We start from the raw sequence: 14732 nt of genomic DNA, 5'->3' as shown, positions 1-14732 counted from the left end.
TATGGTGACGGAACCTGTGAAAGTCGCTGCGGTGCAGATGGTGTCGACTCCCAAGGTCGAGGAGAATTTTGCCGCGGCGCGCCGCCTGATCATGCAAGCGGCGCGGCAGGGCGCGCAGCTCGTCTTGTTGCCGGAATACTGGCCGATCATGGGCATGAGCGAGGCCGACAAGGTGGCGCATGCGGAGCAGCCGGGCGCCGGGCCGATCCAGCAATTCATGGCCGATATCGCGCGCCAGGAGCGCATCTGGCTCATCGGCGGCACTTTGCCTCTGGCCTCGGCCGAACCCGGCAAGGTCTTGAATACCACGCTGGTGTACGATCCGGCCGGCCAGCGCGTGTCGCGCTACGACAAAATTCACCTGTTCAGCTTCGCCAAGGGCGACGAGTCGTATGACGAGGCGCGCACCATCGTGCACGGCGCGGAAGTATCTACCTTCGAAGCGCCGTTCGGCAGGGTCGGCCTGTCCGTCTGCTACGACCTGCGCTTCCCGGAACTGTATCGCGCCATGGGCGAGTGCGCCCTGATCGTCATGCCGGCGGCATTCACTTACACGACGGGCAAGGCGCATTGGGAAATCCTGCTGCGCGCGCGCGCAATCGAGAACCAATGCTATGTGCTTGCGGCAGCCCAGGGCGGCAAGCATCAAAACGGCCGCCGTACCTGGGGCCACAGCATGCTGGTCGATCCGTGGGGCGAAGTAAGGGATGTGCTACCCGAAGGGGAGGGCCTGGTCATGGGCGATATCGAGCCGCGTCATTTGCACGGCGTGCGAGAAAGTTTGCCGGCGTTAAAGCATCGGAAGTTATGACGGAAAAAACTTCCCCGCTGCATTACCCATCGCTGCGGCAGGGATGAACATCCCTCGGTCAGATGTTCTACAATTTATCCATCCAAACCAATCACTTCGCAGCCAAGTTGCGCGAAAGGCAGAATTCATGAATCTCTTCGAACCGAATCTCCAGACCCTGGCGCAGGCACGCGACGTGCTGCTCACGCCGTTCGGCCTGGATGAATCCAAACTGATCAAGGCGCTGGGCGAGATCTTCACGCATCGCGTCGATTATGCGGATCTGTATTTCCAGTTCACTAAGAACGAAGGATGGAGCCTGGAAGAAGGCATCGTCAAGACCGGCAGCTTTTCGATCGACCAGGGGGTCGGCGTGCGCGCAGTGTCCGGTGACCGGACCGCATTTGCCTATTCCGACGACATTTCCGAGCGCGCCCTGCTGGAGGCGGCCGCCGCCACGCGCACCATTGCGCGCAACGGCGCAGGCAAGATCAAGGTGGCGTCGGCCATCCAGGCCGCAGGCGGCCGCTCGCTGTATCTGCCGAACGATCCGCTGACATCGCTCGATGCGACTGAAAAGGTCAAGCTGCTCGAAAAGATCGAGCGCATTGCGCGCGCCAAGGACCCGCGCGTGGTGCAGGTGATGGCAGGCCTGGCCGGTGAATACGATGTCGTGCTGGTGGTGCGTAGCGACGGCGTGCTGGCGGCGGACATCCGCCCGCTGGTGCGCGTGTCCGTCACCGTGATCGCCGAGCAGAACGGGCGCCGTGAAGTCGGTTCGAGCGGCGGTGGCGGCCGCTACAACTACGGCTATTTCACCGACGAATTGCTGGAACAGTATGCGACGGAAGCGGTCGAGTCGGCCATCGTCAATCTTGACGCGCGTCCGGCGCCGGCCGGTACGATGACCGTGGTGCTCGGACCTGGCTGGCCGGGCGTGCTGCTGCACGAAGCGATCGGCCACGGCTTGGAGGGCGACTTCAACCGCAAGGGATCGAGCACGTTCTCCGGCCGTATCGGCGAGCGCGTTGCGGCCAGGGGCGTGACGGTGGTGGACGACGGCACCATTGCCGACCGTCGCGGCTCGCTCAACATGGATGACGAAGGCAACCCGACGCAGTGCACGACCCTCATCGAGGATGGCATCCTGAAGGGCTATATTCAGGATACGCTGAATGCGCGCCTCATGAAAATGCCGCTGACCGGCAATGCGCGCCGCGAATCGTATGCCCATCTGCCGATGCCGCGCATGACAAATACTTATATGCTCGGCGGCGACAAGGACCCGCAAGAAATCATTGCATCGGTCAAGAATGGCTTGTATGCAGTGAATTTCGGCGGCGGCCAGGTCGACATCACCAATGGAAAGTTCGTGTTCTCGGCCAGCGAAGCCTACATGATCGAGGATGGCAAGGTCACCTATCCGGTCAAGGGCGCAACTTTGATCGGTAACGGTCCCGACGTGCTCAACCGGGTATCGATGATCGGCAATGACATGAGCCTGGACAGCGGTATCGGCGTTTGCGGCAAGGAAGGGCAAAGCGTGCCGGTGGGCGTGGGCCAGCCGACCTTGCGTATCGATGGCGTGACCGTTGGCGGCACGGCCTGACCATGACGGGTAAAGGCATTCCGGCCTGCATCGGAATGCCATGCTTGCTTTGAAAAGCCATTTTTTTGGTCGATGGCTTGCCAAAACCCTTGTTTTACTGCACTATTGACCGATACCAGTTGCACAATCCGTAAAACATGACGTTCGCGCACTTTTACTTTTATTTTTACTTTAGCTATTCCAGCCCCATGGCGGTGGAAAAGCGGTAAGCGCACGAATAAAAGCCCAGACCGAATTCCTTGAAAAACCGCCAGTGATGGCGGTTTTTTCTTTTGTACAGCTTTGAACCCTACTAATCGGAGAGAAAACATGCCGCGCACCGACGATTTACGCATCCGTGAAATGAAAGAGCTGACGCCGCCATCGCATCTGATTCGCGAGTTTCCCTGCACTGACAAGGTATCTTCCACCGTGGCCAATGCGCGCACCGCGCTGCACCGTATCCTGCACGGCCAGGACGACCGCGTGATGGTGGTGATCGGCCCGTGCTCGATTCACGATCCGAAGGCGGCGATGGAATATGCGAACCGCCTGGTCAAGGAGCGTGAGCGTTTTTCCGGCGAGCTGGAAATCGTGATGCGCGTGTACTTCGAAAAACCGCGTACCACCGTCGGTTGGAAGGGTTTGATCAACGATCCGTACATGGACAACAGCTTCCGCATCAACGATGGCCTGCGCATGGCGCGCGAACTGCTGTTGAACATCAACGAGCTGGGCCTGCCGTCCGGCACCGAATTCCTCGACGTGATCAGCCCGCAATACGTGGCCGACTTGATCAGCTGGGGCGCAATCGGGGCGCGCACCACGGAATCGCAGGTGCACCGCGAACTGGCATCCGGCCTGTCCTGCCCGGTCGGCTTCAAGAACGGCACCGACGGCAACGTCAAGATCGCAGTCGATGCGATCAAAGCCGCGTCGCAGCCGCACCACTTCTTGTCGGTGACCAAGGGCGGCCATTCGGCGATTGTGTCCACCAGCGGCAACGAGGATTGCCACATCATTCTGCGTGGTGGCAAGGCTCCGAACTACGACGCAGCCAGCGTCGATGCGGCATGCAAGGATATCGCCAGCAATGGCCTGGCGTCGCGCCTGATGATCGACGCATCGCATGCCAACAGCTCGAAGAAGCCGGAGAACCAGGTGCCGGTATGTGCTGACATTGGCAAGCAGATCGCTGCGGGTGACAGCCGCATTGTCGGTGTGATGGTCGAGTCGCACCTGGTGGGGGGGCGGCAGGATCTGGTGCAGGGAAGGGAACTGACCTACGGCCAGTCCGTCACCGATGGCTGCATCGATTGGGAAAACAGCGTGAAGGTTCTGGAAGGCCTGGCGGAAGCGGTAAAACAGCGCCGCCTGCAGCAGGACCCGGACGCATAACGGGTAAAGGCAAGGGCGCACCCCGCGCCCTTGCCTTCGGCATGGTTAATACCGCTTGGTCAACACCATTTGTTCACCTTCGCGCCGCATTTCCATGCGATTAAGGAAGGACATCCCGAGCAGGATGAAAGGCAGGCCCTGTTCCTGCACCACGGCGTCCACCTGGCTGATTTCGATGTCGCCAAGCTTGACGGAGTTGAGTGTGACGCGGTACGCGGGTGCCGTGCCGTTGGCGGTTTTCACGTAGCCCATCTGGCCATCCTTGTAGCTGACCCCCAGTCGCGTCGCTTCCGTTGCCGGCAGCGCGATCAGGGTCGCACCGGTGTCGAGCAGCATGCGCACCGTCCCGCCATTGATCTGCCCTTGCGCCATGTAGTGGCCCTGGCTATCGGGCAGCAGTGTCACGCTGGCGCGGCCGTTTGATGCACTGCGGCCCGCATGGTCGCCTATGGCAATCGTTTGGCGCTTGCCGTTTACCTCGAGTGTGGCGCCCGAATTGTCAGCCGATACCAACTTGACGCCCGCCGAAATCGTGCTGCCGACCGCATAGGTCTTCGGCGCACCGCCGTCGATCACCAGAACGGCCTTGTTGGGAAACAGGCCGACTACACTGATGTCGGACGCCTGTGCTGTGCCGGCAAATAATGTGGCAGCGCAGAAGAGGGCGGGCGTGCGCACAATGCTAGTCGCGGAAGTTATTGAACTCGAGCGGCAGGTCGCTGACTTCCTTGCGCAGCAGCGCAATCGCCGCTTGCAGGTCGTCGCGCTTGGCGCCGGTGATGCGCACGGCGTCGCCCTGGATGCTGGCCTGCACCTTCATCTTGCTATCCTTGATGATGCGGACAATCTTCTTGGCGGCGTCGGATTCGATGCCGTTCTTGATCTTGATGACTTGCTTGACCTTGTCGCCGCCGATTTTTTCGATCTTGCCGAGGTCCATGAAGCGCACATCGACATTACGCTTGACCATCTTGCCGGTCAGGACGTCGCGCACCTGGTTCAACTGGAACTCGCTGTCGGCATAGGCGGTCAGTTCGCGTTCCTTTTGTTCGACGCGGGCATCGCTGCCCTTGAAGTCGAAGCGGGTGGATATTTCCTTGTTGGATTGATCAATCGCGTTCTTGACTTCGACGAGATTGGCTTCGGATACGACATCAAACGATGGCATGGCGACTTCCTCTTTGCTTCATTGGTTTGCTGGAACGACCCGGTATCCTGCGACCGGGCCGAGTTGCGATTCGATTAACGGGCCATTCTAGCGGACAAAAAACCGGGTGGCTAGACTACCTACCGACTATAATCGCAGCCCTATGAGTCTCCCTGTCCAGTACCAATTTTCCCTCCGGCCATTCAATACCTTCGGTATCGAGGCAAAGGCCCATGCCTATCTGCGCGTAACATCGAACGATCAGTTACGGGCAGTTAAAGAAGACGCCGCGCTCAACGCATTGCCGCGACTGGTGCTCGGCGGCGGCAGCAACCTGCTGCTGACGCGCGATTTCCCGGGACTGGTGCTGCACATGGCAACCACTGGCATCGACATCGTCGGCGAAGACGCCAATGCCACACACGTGAAAGCCGCAGCCGGCGAAAACTGGCATCAATTCGTGCAATGGACGCTAGGCGCGGGGCTGGGCGGACTGGAAAACCTGTCGCTGATTCCGGGCAGTGTGGGTGCGTCGCCGATCCAGAACATCGGCGCTTATGGTGTCGAGTTAAAGGACACTTTTCACGCCCTGACAGCGTTCAACACGGACACCGGCGAGACGTTCGTGCTCGACAAGGCCGCTTGCCATTTCGGCTATCGGGACAGCGTGTTCAAGCATGCATTTCGCGACCAGGCCGTGATTCTCGATGTGACGTTTGCCCTGCCGAAGCAGTGGCAGCCGAACGTGCAGTATGCAGATGTGGCGCAGGAACTGGCGGCATGTGGGATCGCTGCGCCGACGCCAAGGCAGATCAGCGATGCGGTGATCGCGATCCGGACCCGCAAGCTGCCGGACCCGGCGCAGATCGGCAATGCCGGCAGCTTCTTCAAGAACCCGATCGTGACAGCGGAGCAGCGTGATGCGCTATTGGCGCGCTATCCGAAGCTGGTGAGCTATGCGCAAGCCGACGGCACGTTCAAACTGGCTGCGGGATGGCTGATCGACCAGAGCGGGTGGAAGGGCAGGAGCATTGGCGCGGCGGGCGTGTATGAGAAACAGGCTCTGGTATTGGTCAATCGTGGCGGCGCGAGCGGGCGCGACATCGCAGAGCTCGCTGCAGCGATTCAAGCCGACGTGCTGGCGAAGTTTGGCGTGATGCTCGAACCGGAGCCGGTATTCATTTGAACAAAAGAAAAAGGGAGATCATTTGATCGCCCTTTTTTGTCACGCTGCGACGAAGTGGCAGACGTAGTCGAGGGTTTCCAGGGTTTCGATATCGAAGCTGGAATTGCCGGGAACGTTGAAGCTCTGACCGCCTTCATAGGTGGTCCAGTTCTCTTCACCCTGCAGGCGAATCCGGCACTTGCCGGCATTGAGTTCCATGATTTCTGGTGCGCCGGTATTGAAAGTCAGCGAGGACGGGAAAATCACGCCAATGGTTTTTTTGGTGCCGTCGGCGAACAGGACGGTGTGCGAGACGCACTTGCCGTCGAAGTAGAGGTTCGCTTTCTTGACGACGGAAACGTTGTCGAATTGTGTGGTCATGGTGTCGTGATCAATGTTGAACTGTTATTTTTCGCCGTTCTTGCCAAGGCGCGGCAACGCAACCGACGAGCTCGTGCCCAGCAGGCCGGCCTTGCCGTAGATGCCGAGCTTGTCGCGCGTATCGGTGATGTCCAGGTTGCGCATCGTGAGCTGCCCGATACGGTCTTGCGGCGTGAATGCGCCTTCGCCTTTTTCCATCGTCAGGCGTTCCGGCTGGTAGGTCAGGTTCGGCGATTCGGTATTCAGGATCGAGTAGTCGTTGCCGCGGCGCAGTTCCAGCGTGACTTCGCCGGTGATCGCGCGTGCCACCCAGCGCTGCGACGCTTCACGCAGCATGATCGCCTGCGGATCGAACCAGCGGCCCTGATAGAGCAGGCGGCCGAGCTTGCGGCCGTTGTCGCGGTATTGCTCGATCGTGTCCTCGTTATGGATGCCGGTGACGAGGCGCTCGTAGGCGATGAACAGCAGCGCCAGGCCGGGGGCTTCGTAGATGCCGCGGCTCTTGGCTTCGATGATGCGGTTTTCGATCTGGTCGCTCATGCCCAGACCGTGGCGGCCGCCGATGCGGTTGGCTTCCATCATCAGGTCGACTGCATTGGCGAAGGTCATGCCGTTGAGCGCCACCGGGCGGCCTTCCTCGAAACGCACGGTGACTTCCTCGCGCTTGACTTCGACGTCGTCGCGCCAGAACGCCACGCCCATGATCGGCTCGACGATCTTCATGCCGCTGTTCAAATGCTCGAGGTCTTTCGCTTCATGCGTTGCGCCCAGCATGTTGGAGTCGGTCGAATACGCCTTCTCGACCGACATCTTGTAGTCGAAGCCGGACTTGATCAGGAATTCCGACATTTCCTTGCGTCCGCCGAGTTCCTGAATGAAGGTGTTGTCCAGCCAGGGCTTGTAGATGCGCAGTGCCGGATTCACCAGCAGACCGTAGCGGTAGAAGCGCTCGATGTCGTTGCCCTTGAACGTGCTGCCGTCGCCCCAGATGTCGACCTGGTCTTCCTGCATCGCGGCGACCAGCATCGTGCCGGTCACGGCGCGGCCCAGCGGCGTGGTGTTGAAATAGGTGATGCCGGCGGTCGAGATGTGGAACGCGCCGCTTTGCAGCGCGGCGATACCTTCCGCAACCAGTTGTTCGCGGCAGTCGATCAGGCGTGCCTGCTCGGCACCGTACAGTTTCGCCTTCTTCGGGATCGCTTCGTAGTCGGGTTCGTCGGGCTGGCCGAGATTGGCGGTGTACGCGTACGGAATCGCGCCTTTCTGGCGCATCCAGTGCAGCGCTGCGCTGGTGTCGAGGCCGCCGGAAAAGGCGATGCCCACTTTTTGATTGACGGGAACGGACTGGAGTATGGTCGACATGATTTCTGCTTCGCGTGCTTGAAATGAAATTGTGGGTAAGACGATGTGGAACTGAGCGTTGATTAATCGAGCCTGCCGCGAAGCAGGTATTCGAGCAGCGCCTTCTGGACGTGCAAGCGGTTTTCCGCCTCGTCCCACACCACGGACTGCGGGCCGTCAATGACTTCGGCGGCGACTTCCTCGCCGCGATGCGCCGGCAGGCAGTGCATGAACAGGGCATCCGGATGGGCGCGCTTCATCTTTTCGCCATCCACGATCCAGCCGGCGAAGGCTTTCAGGCGCGCCGCGTTTTCTTCTTCGTAGCCCATGCTGGTCCAGACATCGGTCGTGACCAGGTCGGCGCCGGCGCAGGCGTCGGACGGATTGGCAAACACGGTGTAGTTGACGTTGTCCTGCGATACCAGCGCCGGGTCGATCTCGTAGCGCTTGGGGGTCGATACGTTGACGTGAAATCCAAACACCTGCGCGGCCTGCAGCCACGAGTACAGCATGTTGTTGGCGTCGCCCACCCATGCTACGGTCTTGCCGGCGATCGAGCCGCGATGTTCGATGTAGGTGAAGACGTCGGCCAGCACTTGGCAGGGATGGTGCTCATTGGTCAGGCCATTGATCACCGGTACGCGCGAATGCTTGGCAAAGCGGTCGATGATGTCTTGCCCGAAGGTGCGGATCATGATGATGTCGCACATGCGCGAAATCACTTGCGCCGCATCTTCCACCGGTTCGCCGCGGCCAAGTTGGCTGTCGCGGGTGTTCAGGTAGATCGCTGCGCCGCCCAACTGATGCATGCCGGCCTCGAAGGACAGGCGGGTGCGGGTGGAATTTTTTTCGAACACCATCACCAGCGTGCGGTCGAGCAGCGTGTGATGGGGCTCGTAATTCTTGAACTTGCGTTTGATGATTCGGGTACGTTCGATCAGGTACTCGAATTCGTCAAGCGTAAAGTCAGAAAACTGGAGGAAGTGTTTGATAGCCATAAAAGGAAACGGCGACGGGTGCCGGGGGTGGCGCCTGCCGCCGTAGTTTTTTGTAACTCGTTCAATTATATGGGTTTTGTACTTGGAAAGACAGTCTGCGTTGCCTGTATGCCTTGATTGCAAATTGGAAATTCAAAGATTTCAGTATTGACTGAAATTTCTGATGGAAATAGACTGTTTGCATGGAACTGAAACCCGTTGCACAAAAATTCATTCTTCATTGGGGCGAAATGGGCACCCGATGGGGGGTGAATCGTACCGTCAGTCAGATTCACGCGCTGCTCTATATCGCAGGCAGGCCAATGCACGCCGAGGAAATTGCCGAAACGCTGGGCGTGGCACGTTCCAACGTATCGACCAGTCTGAAAGAGCTACAAGGCTGGAAGCTGGTAAAAATCGCGCACCTTATGGGAGAGCGGCGCGATCATTTCGAGACATCGCTGGACGTGTGGGAGTTGTTCCGTACCGTGGTACGGGAGCGCAAGGAGCGCGAATTCGATCCGACCATCACGACGCTGCGCGAATGCCTTGCCAGCCCCGATTTATCACAGGAAGAGCAGGCGGCGCAGGAACGCATTGCCCAGACGCTTGCACTGATGGAAATCCTGACGACATGGGCGGATGAAATGCTGAGGCTAGAACCGGCGACATTGATGAAATTGCTGAAAATGGGGGCGTCGGTGCAAAAGTTCGTGCGCGGCGATGGGAAGGCATCATCCACGCAGCCGGATGGCGGCGACGACGAACAACCGCTGCTGCCGTTGCTGTAAGGCTAGGCAAAATTTTTTACCTATCGCTTTCTGTTTTGACTGAAATTACAGAAATGAAAATACTTGTTTGCGGTGCCAATGGCTTTATCGGCCGCCATCTTTGCGCAGCGCTTGCTTGCGCAGGTCATCAGGTCGTGCGCGGTGTGCGCCGCGCGGGCGCAACCGACGAGGTGGCAATCGATTACGCGCGCGACGTGCAGTCCGATGTCTGGCTGCCGCGTCTCAAGGGTATTGATGTGGTCATCAATGCCGTCGGCATCTTGGGCGAAGCGGGCGGTGCGCGCTTCGACGCCATCCATCGCGATGCCCCGGTCGCCCTGTTCCGGGCGTGCGAACAGGCCGGCGTGGCGCGCGTGATCCAGATATCCGCGCTGGGCGGCATGGAGGATCGGCCGTGGACGCCCTACATGCGGACCAAGCGCGAAGCCGATGCACATTTGATGTCGTCGCCGCTGGGCTGGACGATCCTGCGCCCGTCGCTCGTGGTTGGCGTGGATGGCGAAAGCAGCCGCTTGTTCCGTACGTTGGCAAGCCTTCCGCTGGTCGGGCTGCCGGGGCGCGGGGAGCAGCTTCTGCAGCCGGTCCATATTGACGACCTGTGCCAGGCGGCGGTACGGATTCTGGAATCGGACAAATACGCGCGTCGCGTCATCGACGTGGCCGGGCCGCAGCCGATGACTTATCGCGCCATGCTGGCAACCTATCGCGAAGCGATGAAGCTGCCTCGGCCGATATGGCTGCCGATCCCTCCGGAGGCCATGCGGCTGGCGGCGCGATGGGCAGCGAAACTACCGCAGCGCGTGCTGACGCCCGATACCCTGCACATGCTGGAAGATGGCAATGTTGGCGATGCGATACCGCTGCGCGAGATACTGGGCAGGCCGCCGCTGCAGCCGGCGCGCTGGTTTACCGCAATTCCCGCCGACCTGTTGCGCTGGCAGGCCATCGCCGGCTGGATGGCGCCGCTGTTTCGCATCGTGCTGACCATCGTCTGGATGGTGACAGGGCTGCTGTCGCTCGGCTTGTATCCGGTCGCGGACAGCCTGGCGATGCTAGGACAGGTCGGCTTGCACGGAACGGTGGCGCATGTGGCGCTGTACGGCGCCGCGCTGCTCGATTGTGCATTCGGCGTCGCAACGCTGGCCATTCCAGGTCGCGCGTTGTGGCGGCTGCAGATCGCGCTGATACTCGGTTACACCGCCATCATCACGCTGTTCCTGCCGTATTACTGGCTCCATCCGTTCGGCCCGGTCCTGAAGAATCTTCCCATCCTCGCGCTGCTGGTCGTGCTGGATGCCTCCGAAACCCGCTGATCTTCGACGCTCATGTCTACCTACCTGATTTTCAAGACGCTTCATATCATTTCGTCCGTCATCCTGGTTGGCACCGGCCTCGGGTCGGCGTTCTATTTATTCTGCGCCAACCGCAGCAAGAGCCTGGAGGCGCAAGCCGTGGTGGCACGTTTCGTGGTGCTGGCCGACTGGATCTTCACCACGCCGGCCGTCATCGTGCAGCCGGTGACGGGCTTGGCGATGCTTTCGCTTGCCGGCTGGCCGGCAAGCACGCCGTGGGTCAGGTGGTCGATCGCGCTGTATCTGCTGGCAGGCGCCTGCTGGCTGCCGGTGCTGTGGCTGCAGATCCGCATGAAGCGCATGGCCGACGACGCGCTCAAATGCGGCACGGCGCTGCCGCCACGCTACTGGACCTATGCGCGCTGGTGGGAAGGGCTGGGATATCCGGCCTTCATCTCGATGGTGGCGGTGTACTTCCTGATGGTGAACAAGCCCGTGCTCTAGGGTGATTCGCCTGTCTGTGCAACGGGGCCGTCTTGGGCCTGCGAGGCTCGCCGTACCTCACGTACGGCTGCGCTTTTCTCCAACCTGAATTTCCTTGCGCAGACAATCAAATCAGTAGCCGATTTTCTGCGACGACTCGTGCAGCAGTTGCTGGTACAGCGCATGCCGCATCGGTGCGATCGCGTTTGCGTCGACCGCGGCCAGAACCGCGCAGCCGGGTTCGGTCAAGTGGTGGCAGTTATAGAAACGGCAGTGGCCGAGATGCTGGCCGAACTCGCGGAACGCCCGTTCCAGCATGCCTTCGCTCAAGTGATATAGGCCGAATTCCTGGAAGCCGGGCGAATCGATGATCGCGGTGTCGCGTCCGATCGCGTACAGGCGGGTGAAGGTGGTGGTGTGCTTGCCGGAGTCGAGCGCGGCGGAAATCTCGCGCGTGGCGATATCGGCGTCCGGCACCAGCAAATTGATCAGCGACGACTTGCCCATGCCGGACTGGCCGATCAGGATCGACGACTGGCTGCGCATCAGCGGCAGCAGTGTGTCGCACGCGGCATCGGGAGCGCTGCGCGCCGATACTTCGTGGACCGGATAGCCAAGCGAGGCGTAGAGCGCAACGCGCTCGCGCGCCTTGGGCAGCAGTTCGGCCACGTCGGTCTTGTTGAGCACGATGTGGGCGGCAATTCCCGCGGCTTCTGCAGCGATCAGCGCGCGCGACACCAGATCGTCGGAAAACCCCGGCTCGGTGGCGACGACGATGAACAGTTGCGTGACGTTCGCCGCGAGCAGCTTGGACTTGTACTGGTCCGACCGGTACAGCAGCGTCTTGCGCTCGCCGATCGATTCGATCACGCCCTGGTTAGGAGAAGTCTCTTTGATCCGGACGATATCGCCGACGGCGACATCGCTTTTTTTGCCTCGCGTGACGCATTGCAGCCGGATGTCGTCGACCTGGACCAGATAATGCCGGCCATGCGCTGCGATAACGGTACCAATCTTGCCTGTCATCGTTCAGGCTGCTGACTGGTGAAACACAGCGTCGACCTTGGCCGCGCAAATGAAATCGTTCTCGGAAATTCCCCCGCGTCCGCCGTTGACGGAATGCGTGTCGAACTTCACGATGCAGCGGTTGTAGGTGATGGCCAGCTCCGGATGGTGGTCTTCGGCATGGATGACGTAGGCAATCGCATTCACGAAGGCCAGCGTTTCGTAGTAGTTCCCGAAGCTGAAGGTCTTGGCGACTTTGCCTTCCTGCAGCGTCCATCCCTCAACGGCGGCAAGATATTCCTTGACCTCTGCATCGTTCAGGCCAGTGTCCAGATGCCGGCACTTCTTTTTCAGCAGCTCGTTGGCGTTAACCATGGTGTTTCCTTTTATCGGCTGGCAAGCAGATGGTGGATCCGCACACTCGCCGGCGGATGGGAATCGTAGAACGACGAATGGATCGGGTCCGGCGTCAGGGTCGAAGCATTGTCTTCGTACAGTTTCACTAGTGCAGAGACGAGGTCGGATGCTTCTGTGTGCCGGGCAGCGAATGCATCGGCTTCGAATTCATGCTTGCGCGAAGTAATCGACGTCAGTGGCGAGAACAGGAAGGTGAACACCGGCAGCACCAGCATGAACAGGATCAGTGCCATCGCATCGTTATTGCCCAATAACATCGGGTTGACGCCCAGGCCGGTGAAGAACCAGATTTGCGTCTTCAGGTAGCCCAGCAGCGCGAGAAAGCCGAGCGAGAGCGCGAACATGACAGCAATCCGCTTGACCACATGCTTGAGCTTGAAGTGGCCGAGTTCGTGCGCCAGCACCGCTTCGATTTCCTGCGGCGCCAGGCGTGCCAGCAGGGTATCGAAAAACACGATGCGCTTGGCCGCGCCGAAGCCCGAAAAATAGGCGTTGCCGTGGGCGCTGCGCTTGGAGCCGTCCATCACGAACAAGCCTTTCGATGCAAAGCCGACGCGCTGCATCAGGCTTTCGATGCGCGCGCGCAGGCTTTCATCCTGCAGCGGCGTGAACTTGTTGAATAGAGGGGCGATCACCGTCGGATACAGCACCAGCATCAGCAGCTGGAAGCCGCTCCAGACGAACCAGGCATACAGCCACCACAGGTTGCCGGACTTGGCCATCAGCGTCAGGATCACCCACAGCAGCGGCAGGCCGATGATAGTGCCGATGATAATGTTCTTGATCAGATCGGTCACAAACAGGCGCAGGTTCATCTTGTTGAAGCCGAAGCGGGCTTCCAGTATGAATTGCTTGTAGTAGTCGAACGGCAGGTCGACAGCCGCCGAAATAAATGCGAACGAGGCAATGAGCAGCAGCTGGTACGCCATGCCGGGGCCGGCCAGCTTGAACAAGTATCCGGACAGCGCCTGCAGTCCGCCCAGCAGGGTGAAGCCGATCAGCACCGCCGCATTCACCAGCATCATCACCAATCCCAGCTTGGTCTTGGCAACGGTATAATCCGCGGCCTTTTGATGCGCATACAATGGGATTTTTTCAGCGAATTCCGCAGGGACTGCATTGCGGTGTGCCAGCACGTGGCGGATTTGGCGCGAGCCCAGCCAGAAGCGCACCAGCAGCGTAATAGCGAGAAAACCGACAAATAATACCGAAAACGCAAGTGAAGACATTCTGTGCCTGTGAGAAAATGGCTGGTTTTAGGTGCGGGATCTCTTGCGCAATGGGCCGGCACGGGCCGATGCCAGGCAAGACATCTGCGAAAGCGTGCAGATTATCGCGCACCAATCCTTACTGAGGAAAATAAATTATGTCACAAGCTTCCAATTCCAACGTGCCCGCCAATGCACCCGCCCGCCCCAATGAGTTCAACCTGATCTGGGTCGACATGGAAATGACTGGGCTGGACCCGGACAATGACCGCATTATCGAAGTGGCGGTCGTGGTGACCGACTCCGAGTTGAACGTGCTGGCCGAAGGGCCGGTGTTCGCGATCCACCAGCCGGATGAAGTGCTGGACCGCATGGATGCATGGAACAAGGGCACGCATGGCCGTTCCGGTCTGATCGACCGGGTGAAGGCGTCGACCGTGACGGAAGCGGATGCCGAAAAGGCATTGATCGATTTTCTCAAGCATTTCGTGCCGGCCGGTAAATCCCCGATGTGCGGCAATTCGATCTGCCAGGACCGCCGCTTCATGGCGCGCGGCATGCCGAAGCTGGAGGCATTTTTCCACTATCGCAACCTCGATGTGTCGACTCTGAAAGAATTGTGCAAGCGCTGGAAACCGGCCGTGGCAAGCGGTTTCAAGAAACACCAGAAGCACACGGCGCTGGCCGATATCATTGAGTCGATCGAAGAGCTGCGCTATTACCGCGAGCACTTCATCAAGGAGTAATTC

Annotated in this window: 16 protein-coding genes; 8 read left to right on the top strand and 8 right to left on the bottom strand. The window is 59.8% G+C overall.

The annotated features are described in order from the left end of the window. Position 1 precedes the first annotated feature (1 nt). The 3 genes from TSA66_RS07290 (at position 2) to aroG (ending at position 3776) form a co-directional block, all read left to right on the top strand. Complete coding sequence (locus TSA66_RS07290; protein ID WP_408639475.1) at positions 2-811, top strand: carbon-nitrogen hydrolase family protein; 810 nt, start codon at positions 2-4, stop codon at positions 809-811. A 127-nt stretch (positions 812-938) separates the two neighbouring features. Next, on the top strand, positions 939-2399 hold the full coding sequence (tldD, locus tag TSA66_RS07285; protein ID WP_040039558.1) for a metalloprotease TldD: 1461 nt from the start codon (positions 939-941) through the stop codon (positions 2397-2399). Between the two features lie 309 nt (positions 2400-2708). Continuing rightward, positions 2709-3776 carry a 3-deoxy-7-phosphoheptulonate synthase AroG gene (gene aroG / locus TSA66_RS07280; RefSeq protein WP_040039557.1) on the top strand — a complete coding sequence of 356 codons (1068 nt, stop codon included), beginning with the start codon at positions 2709-2711 and terminating at the stop codon, positions 3774-3776. A gap of 45 nt (positions 3777-3821) precedes the next feature. Here the strand turns inward: aroG and TSA66_RS07275 are convergent, their stop codons facing one another. Next, positions 3822-4454 (bottom strand): retropepsin-like aspartic protease family protein, encoded by a 633-nt coding sequence (locus TSA66_RS07275; protein ID WP_040039556.1) that lies wholly within the window; start codon positions 4452-4454, stop codon positions 3822-3824. A gap of 4 nt (positions 4455-4458) precedes the next feature. Next, positions 4459-4944 (bottom strand): YajQ family cyclic di-GMP-binding protein, encoded by a 486-nt coding sequence (locus TSA66_RS07270; protein WP_040039555.1) that lies wholly within the window; start codon positions 4942-4944, stop codon positions 4459-4461. A 142-nt stretch (positions 4945-5086) separates the two neighbouring features. Here TSA66_RS07270 and murB point away from each other — a divergent pair, with 142 nt between their 5' ends. Next, positions 5087-6109 (top strand): UDP-N-acetylmuramate dehydrogenase, encoded by a 1023-nt coding sequence (gene murB / locus TSA66_RS07265; RefSeq protein WP_040039554.1) that lies wholly within the window; start codon positions 5087-5089, stop codon positions 6107-6109. Positions 6110-6148: 39 nt separating this feature from the next. On the opposite strand, the gene ppnP is transcribed toward murB, so the two are convergent. From ppnP to argF, 3 genes are all read right to left on the bottom strand, one after another. Then, the gene (gene ppnP / locus TSA66_RS07260; protein ID WP_040039553.1) at positions 6149-6469 is read right to left on the bottom strand and encodes a pyrimidine/purine nucleoside phosphorylase; all 321 of its coding nucleotides are present in this window, start codon (positions 6467-6469) and stop codon (positions 6149-6151) included. A 24-nt stretch (positions 6470-6493) separates the two neighbouring features. Further along, positions 6494-7831 (bottom strand): argininosuccinate synthase, encoded by a 1338-nt coding sequence (argG, locus tag TSA66_RS07255; RefSeq protein WP_040039552.1) that lies wholly within the window; start codon positions 7829-7831, stop codon positions 6494-6496. Positions 7832-7893: 62 nt separating this feature from the next. Continuing rightward, on the bottom strand, positions 7894-8808 hold the full coding sequence (argF, locus tag TSA66_RS07250; protein ID WP_040039551.1) for an ornithine carbamoyltransferase: 915 nt from the start codon (positions 8806-8808) through the stop codon (positions 7894-7896). Between the two features lie 182 nt (positions 8809-8990). Between argF and TSA66_RS07245 the strand changes: the two genes are divergently transcribed. Genes TSA66_RS07245 through TSA66_RS07235 form a run of 3 tightly spaced genes read left to right on the top strand, consistent with a single transcriptional unit; the run spans position 8991 to position 11374 of the window. Further along, positions 8991-9578 (top strand): GbsR/MarR family transcriptional regulator, encoded by a 588-nt coding sequence (locus TSA66_RS07245; protein WP_040039550.1) that lies wholly within the window; start codon positions 8991-8993, stop codon positions 9576-9578. A gap of 53 nt (positions 9579-9631) precedes the next feature. After that, entirely contained in the window at positions 9632-10891 is a 1260-nt protein-coding gene (locus tag TSA66_RS07240; RefSeq protein WP_040039549.1) for an SDR family oxidoreductase, read from the top strand. A 12-nt stretch (positions 10892-10903) separates the two neighbouring features. Next, positions 10904-11374, top strand: coding sequence for a DUF2269 family protein (locus tag TSA66_RS07235; RefSeq protein ID WP_040039548.1), 471 nt, complete (start codon positions 10904-10906; stop codon positions 11372-11374). A 111-nt stretch (positions 11375-11485) separates the two neighbouring features. On the opposite strand, the gene rsgA is transcribed toward TSA66_RS07235, so the two are convergent. From rsgA to TSA66_RS07220, 3 genes are read right to left on the bottom strand one after another with little or no spacing between them, the layout of a single operon-like run. Then, positions 11486-12379 carry a ribosome small subunit-dependent GTPase A gene (gene rsgA, locus TSA66_RS07230; RefSeq protein WP_040039547.1) on the bottom strand — a complete coding sequence of 298 codons (894 nt, stop codon included), beginning with the start codon at positions 12377-12379 and terminating at the stop codon, positions 11486-11488. Positions 12380-12382: 3 nt separating this feature from the next. Next, the gene (locus tag TSA66_RS07225; protein ID WP_040039546.1) at positions 12383-12733 is read right to left on the bottom strand and encodes a 4a-hydroxytetrahydrobiopterin dehydratase; all 351 of its coding nucleotides are present in this window, start codon (positions 12731-12733) and stop codon (positions 12383-12385) included. An 11-nt stretch (positions 12734-12744) separates the two neighbouring features. Further along, positions 12745-14004 (bottom strand): M48 family metallopeptidase, encoded by a 1260-nt coding sequence (locus tag TSA66_RS07220; protein WP_040039545.1) that lies wholly within the window; start codon positions 14002-14004, stop codon positions 12745-12747. Between the two features lie 137 nt (positions 14005-14141). On the opposite strand from TSA66_RS07220, the gene orn reads away from it, so the two are divergent. Continuing rightward, entirely contained in the window at positions 14142-14729 is a 588-nt protein-coding gene (gene orn / locus TSA66_RS07215; RefSeq protein WP_040039544.1) for an oligoribonuclease, read from the top strand. The last annotated feature ends 3 nt before the right edge of the window (positions 14730-14732 follow it).

It is taken from the genome of Noviherbaspirillum autotrophicum (assembly GCF_000818395.1).
GTDB lineage: Bacteria > Pseudomonadota > Gammaproteobacteria > Burkholderiales > Burkholderiaceae_D > Noviherbaspirillum > Noviherbaspirillum autotrophicum.
This window is presented reverse-complemented; position numbering and strand designations above follow the sequence as displayed.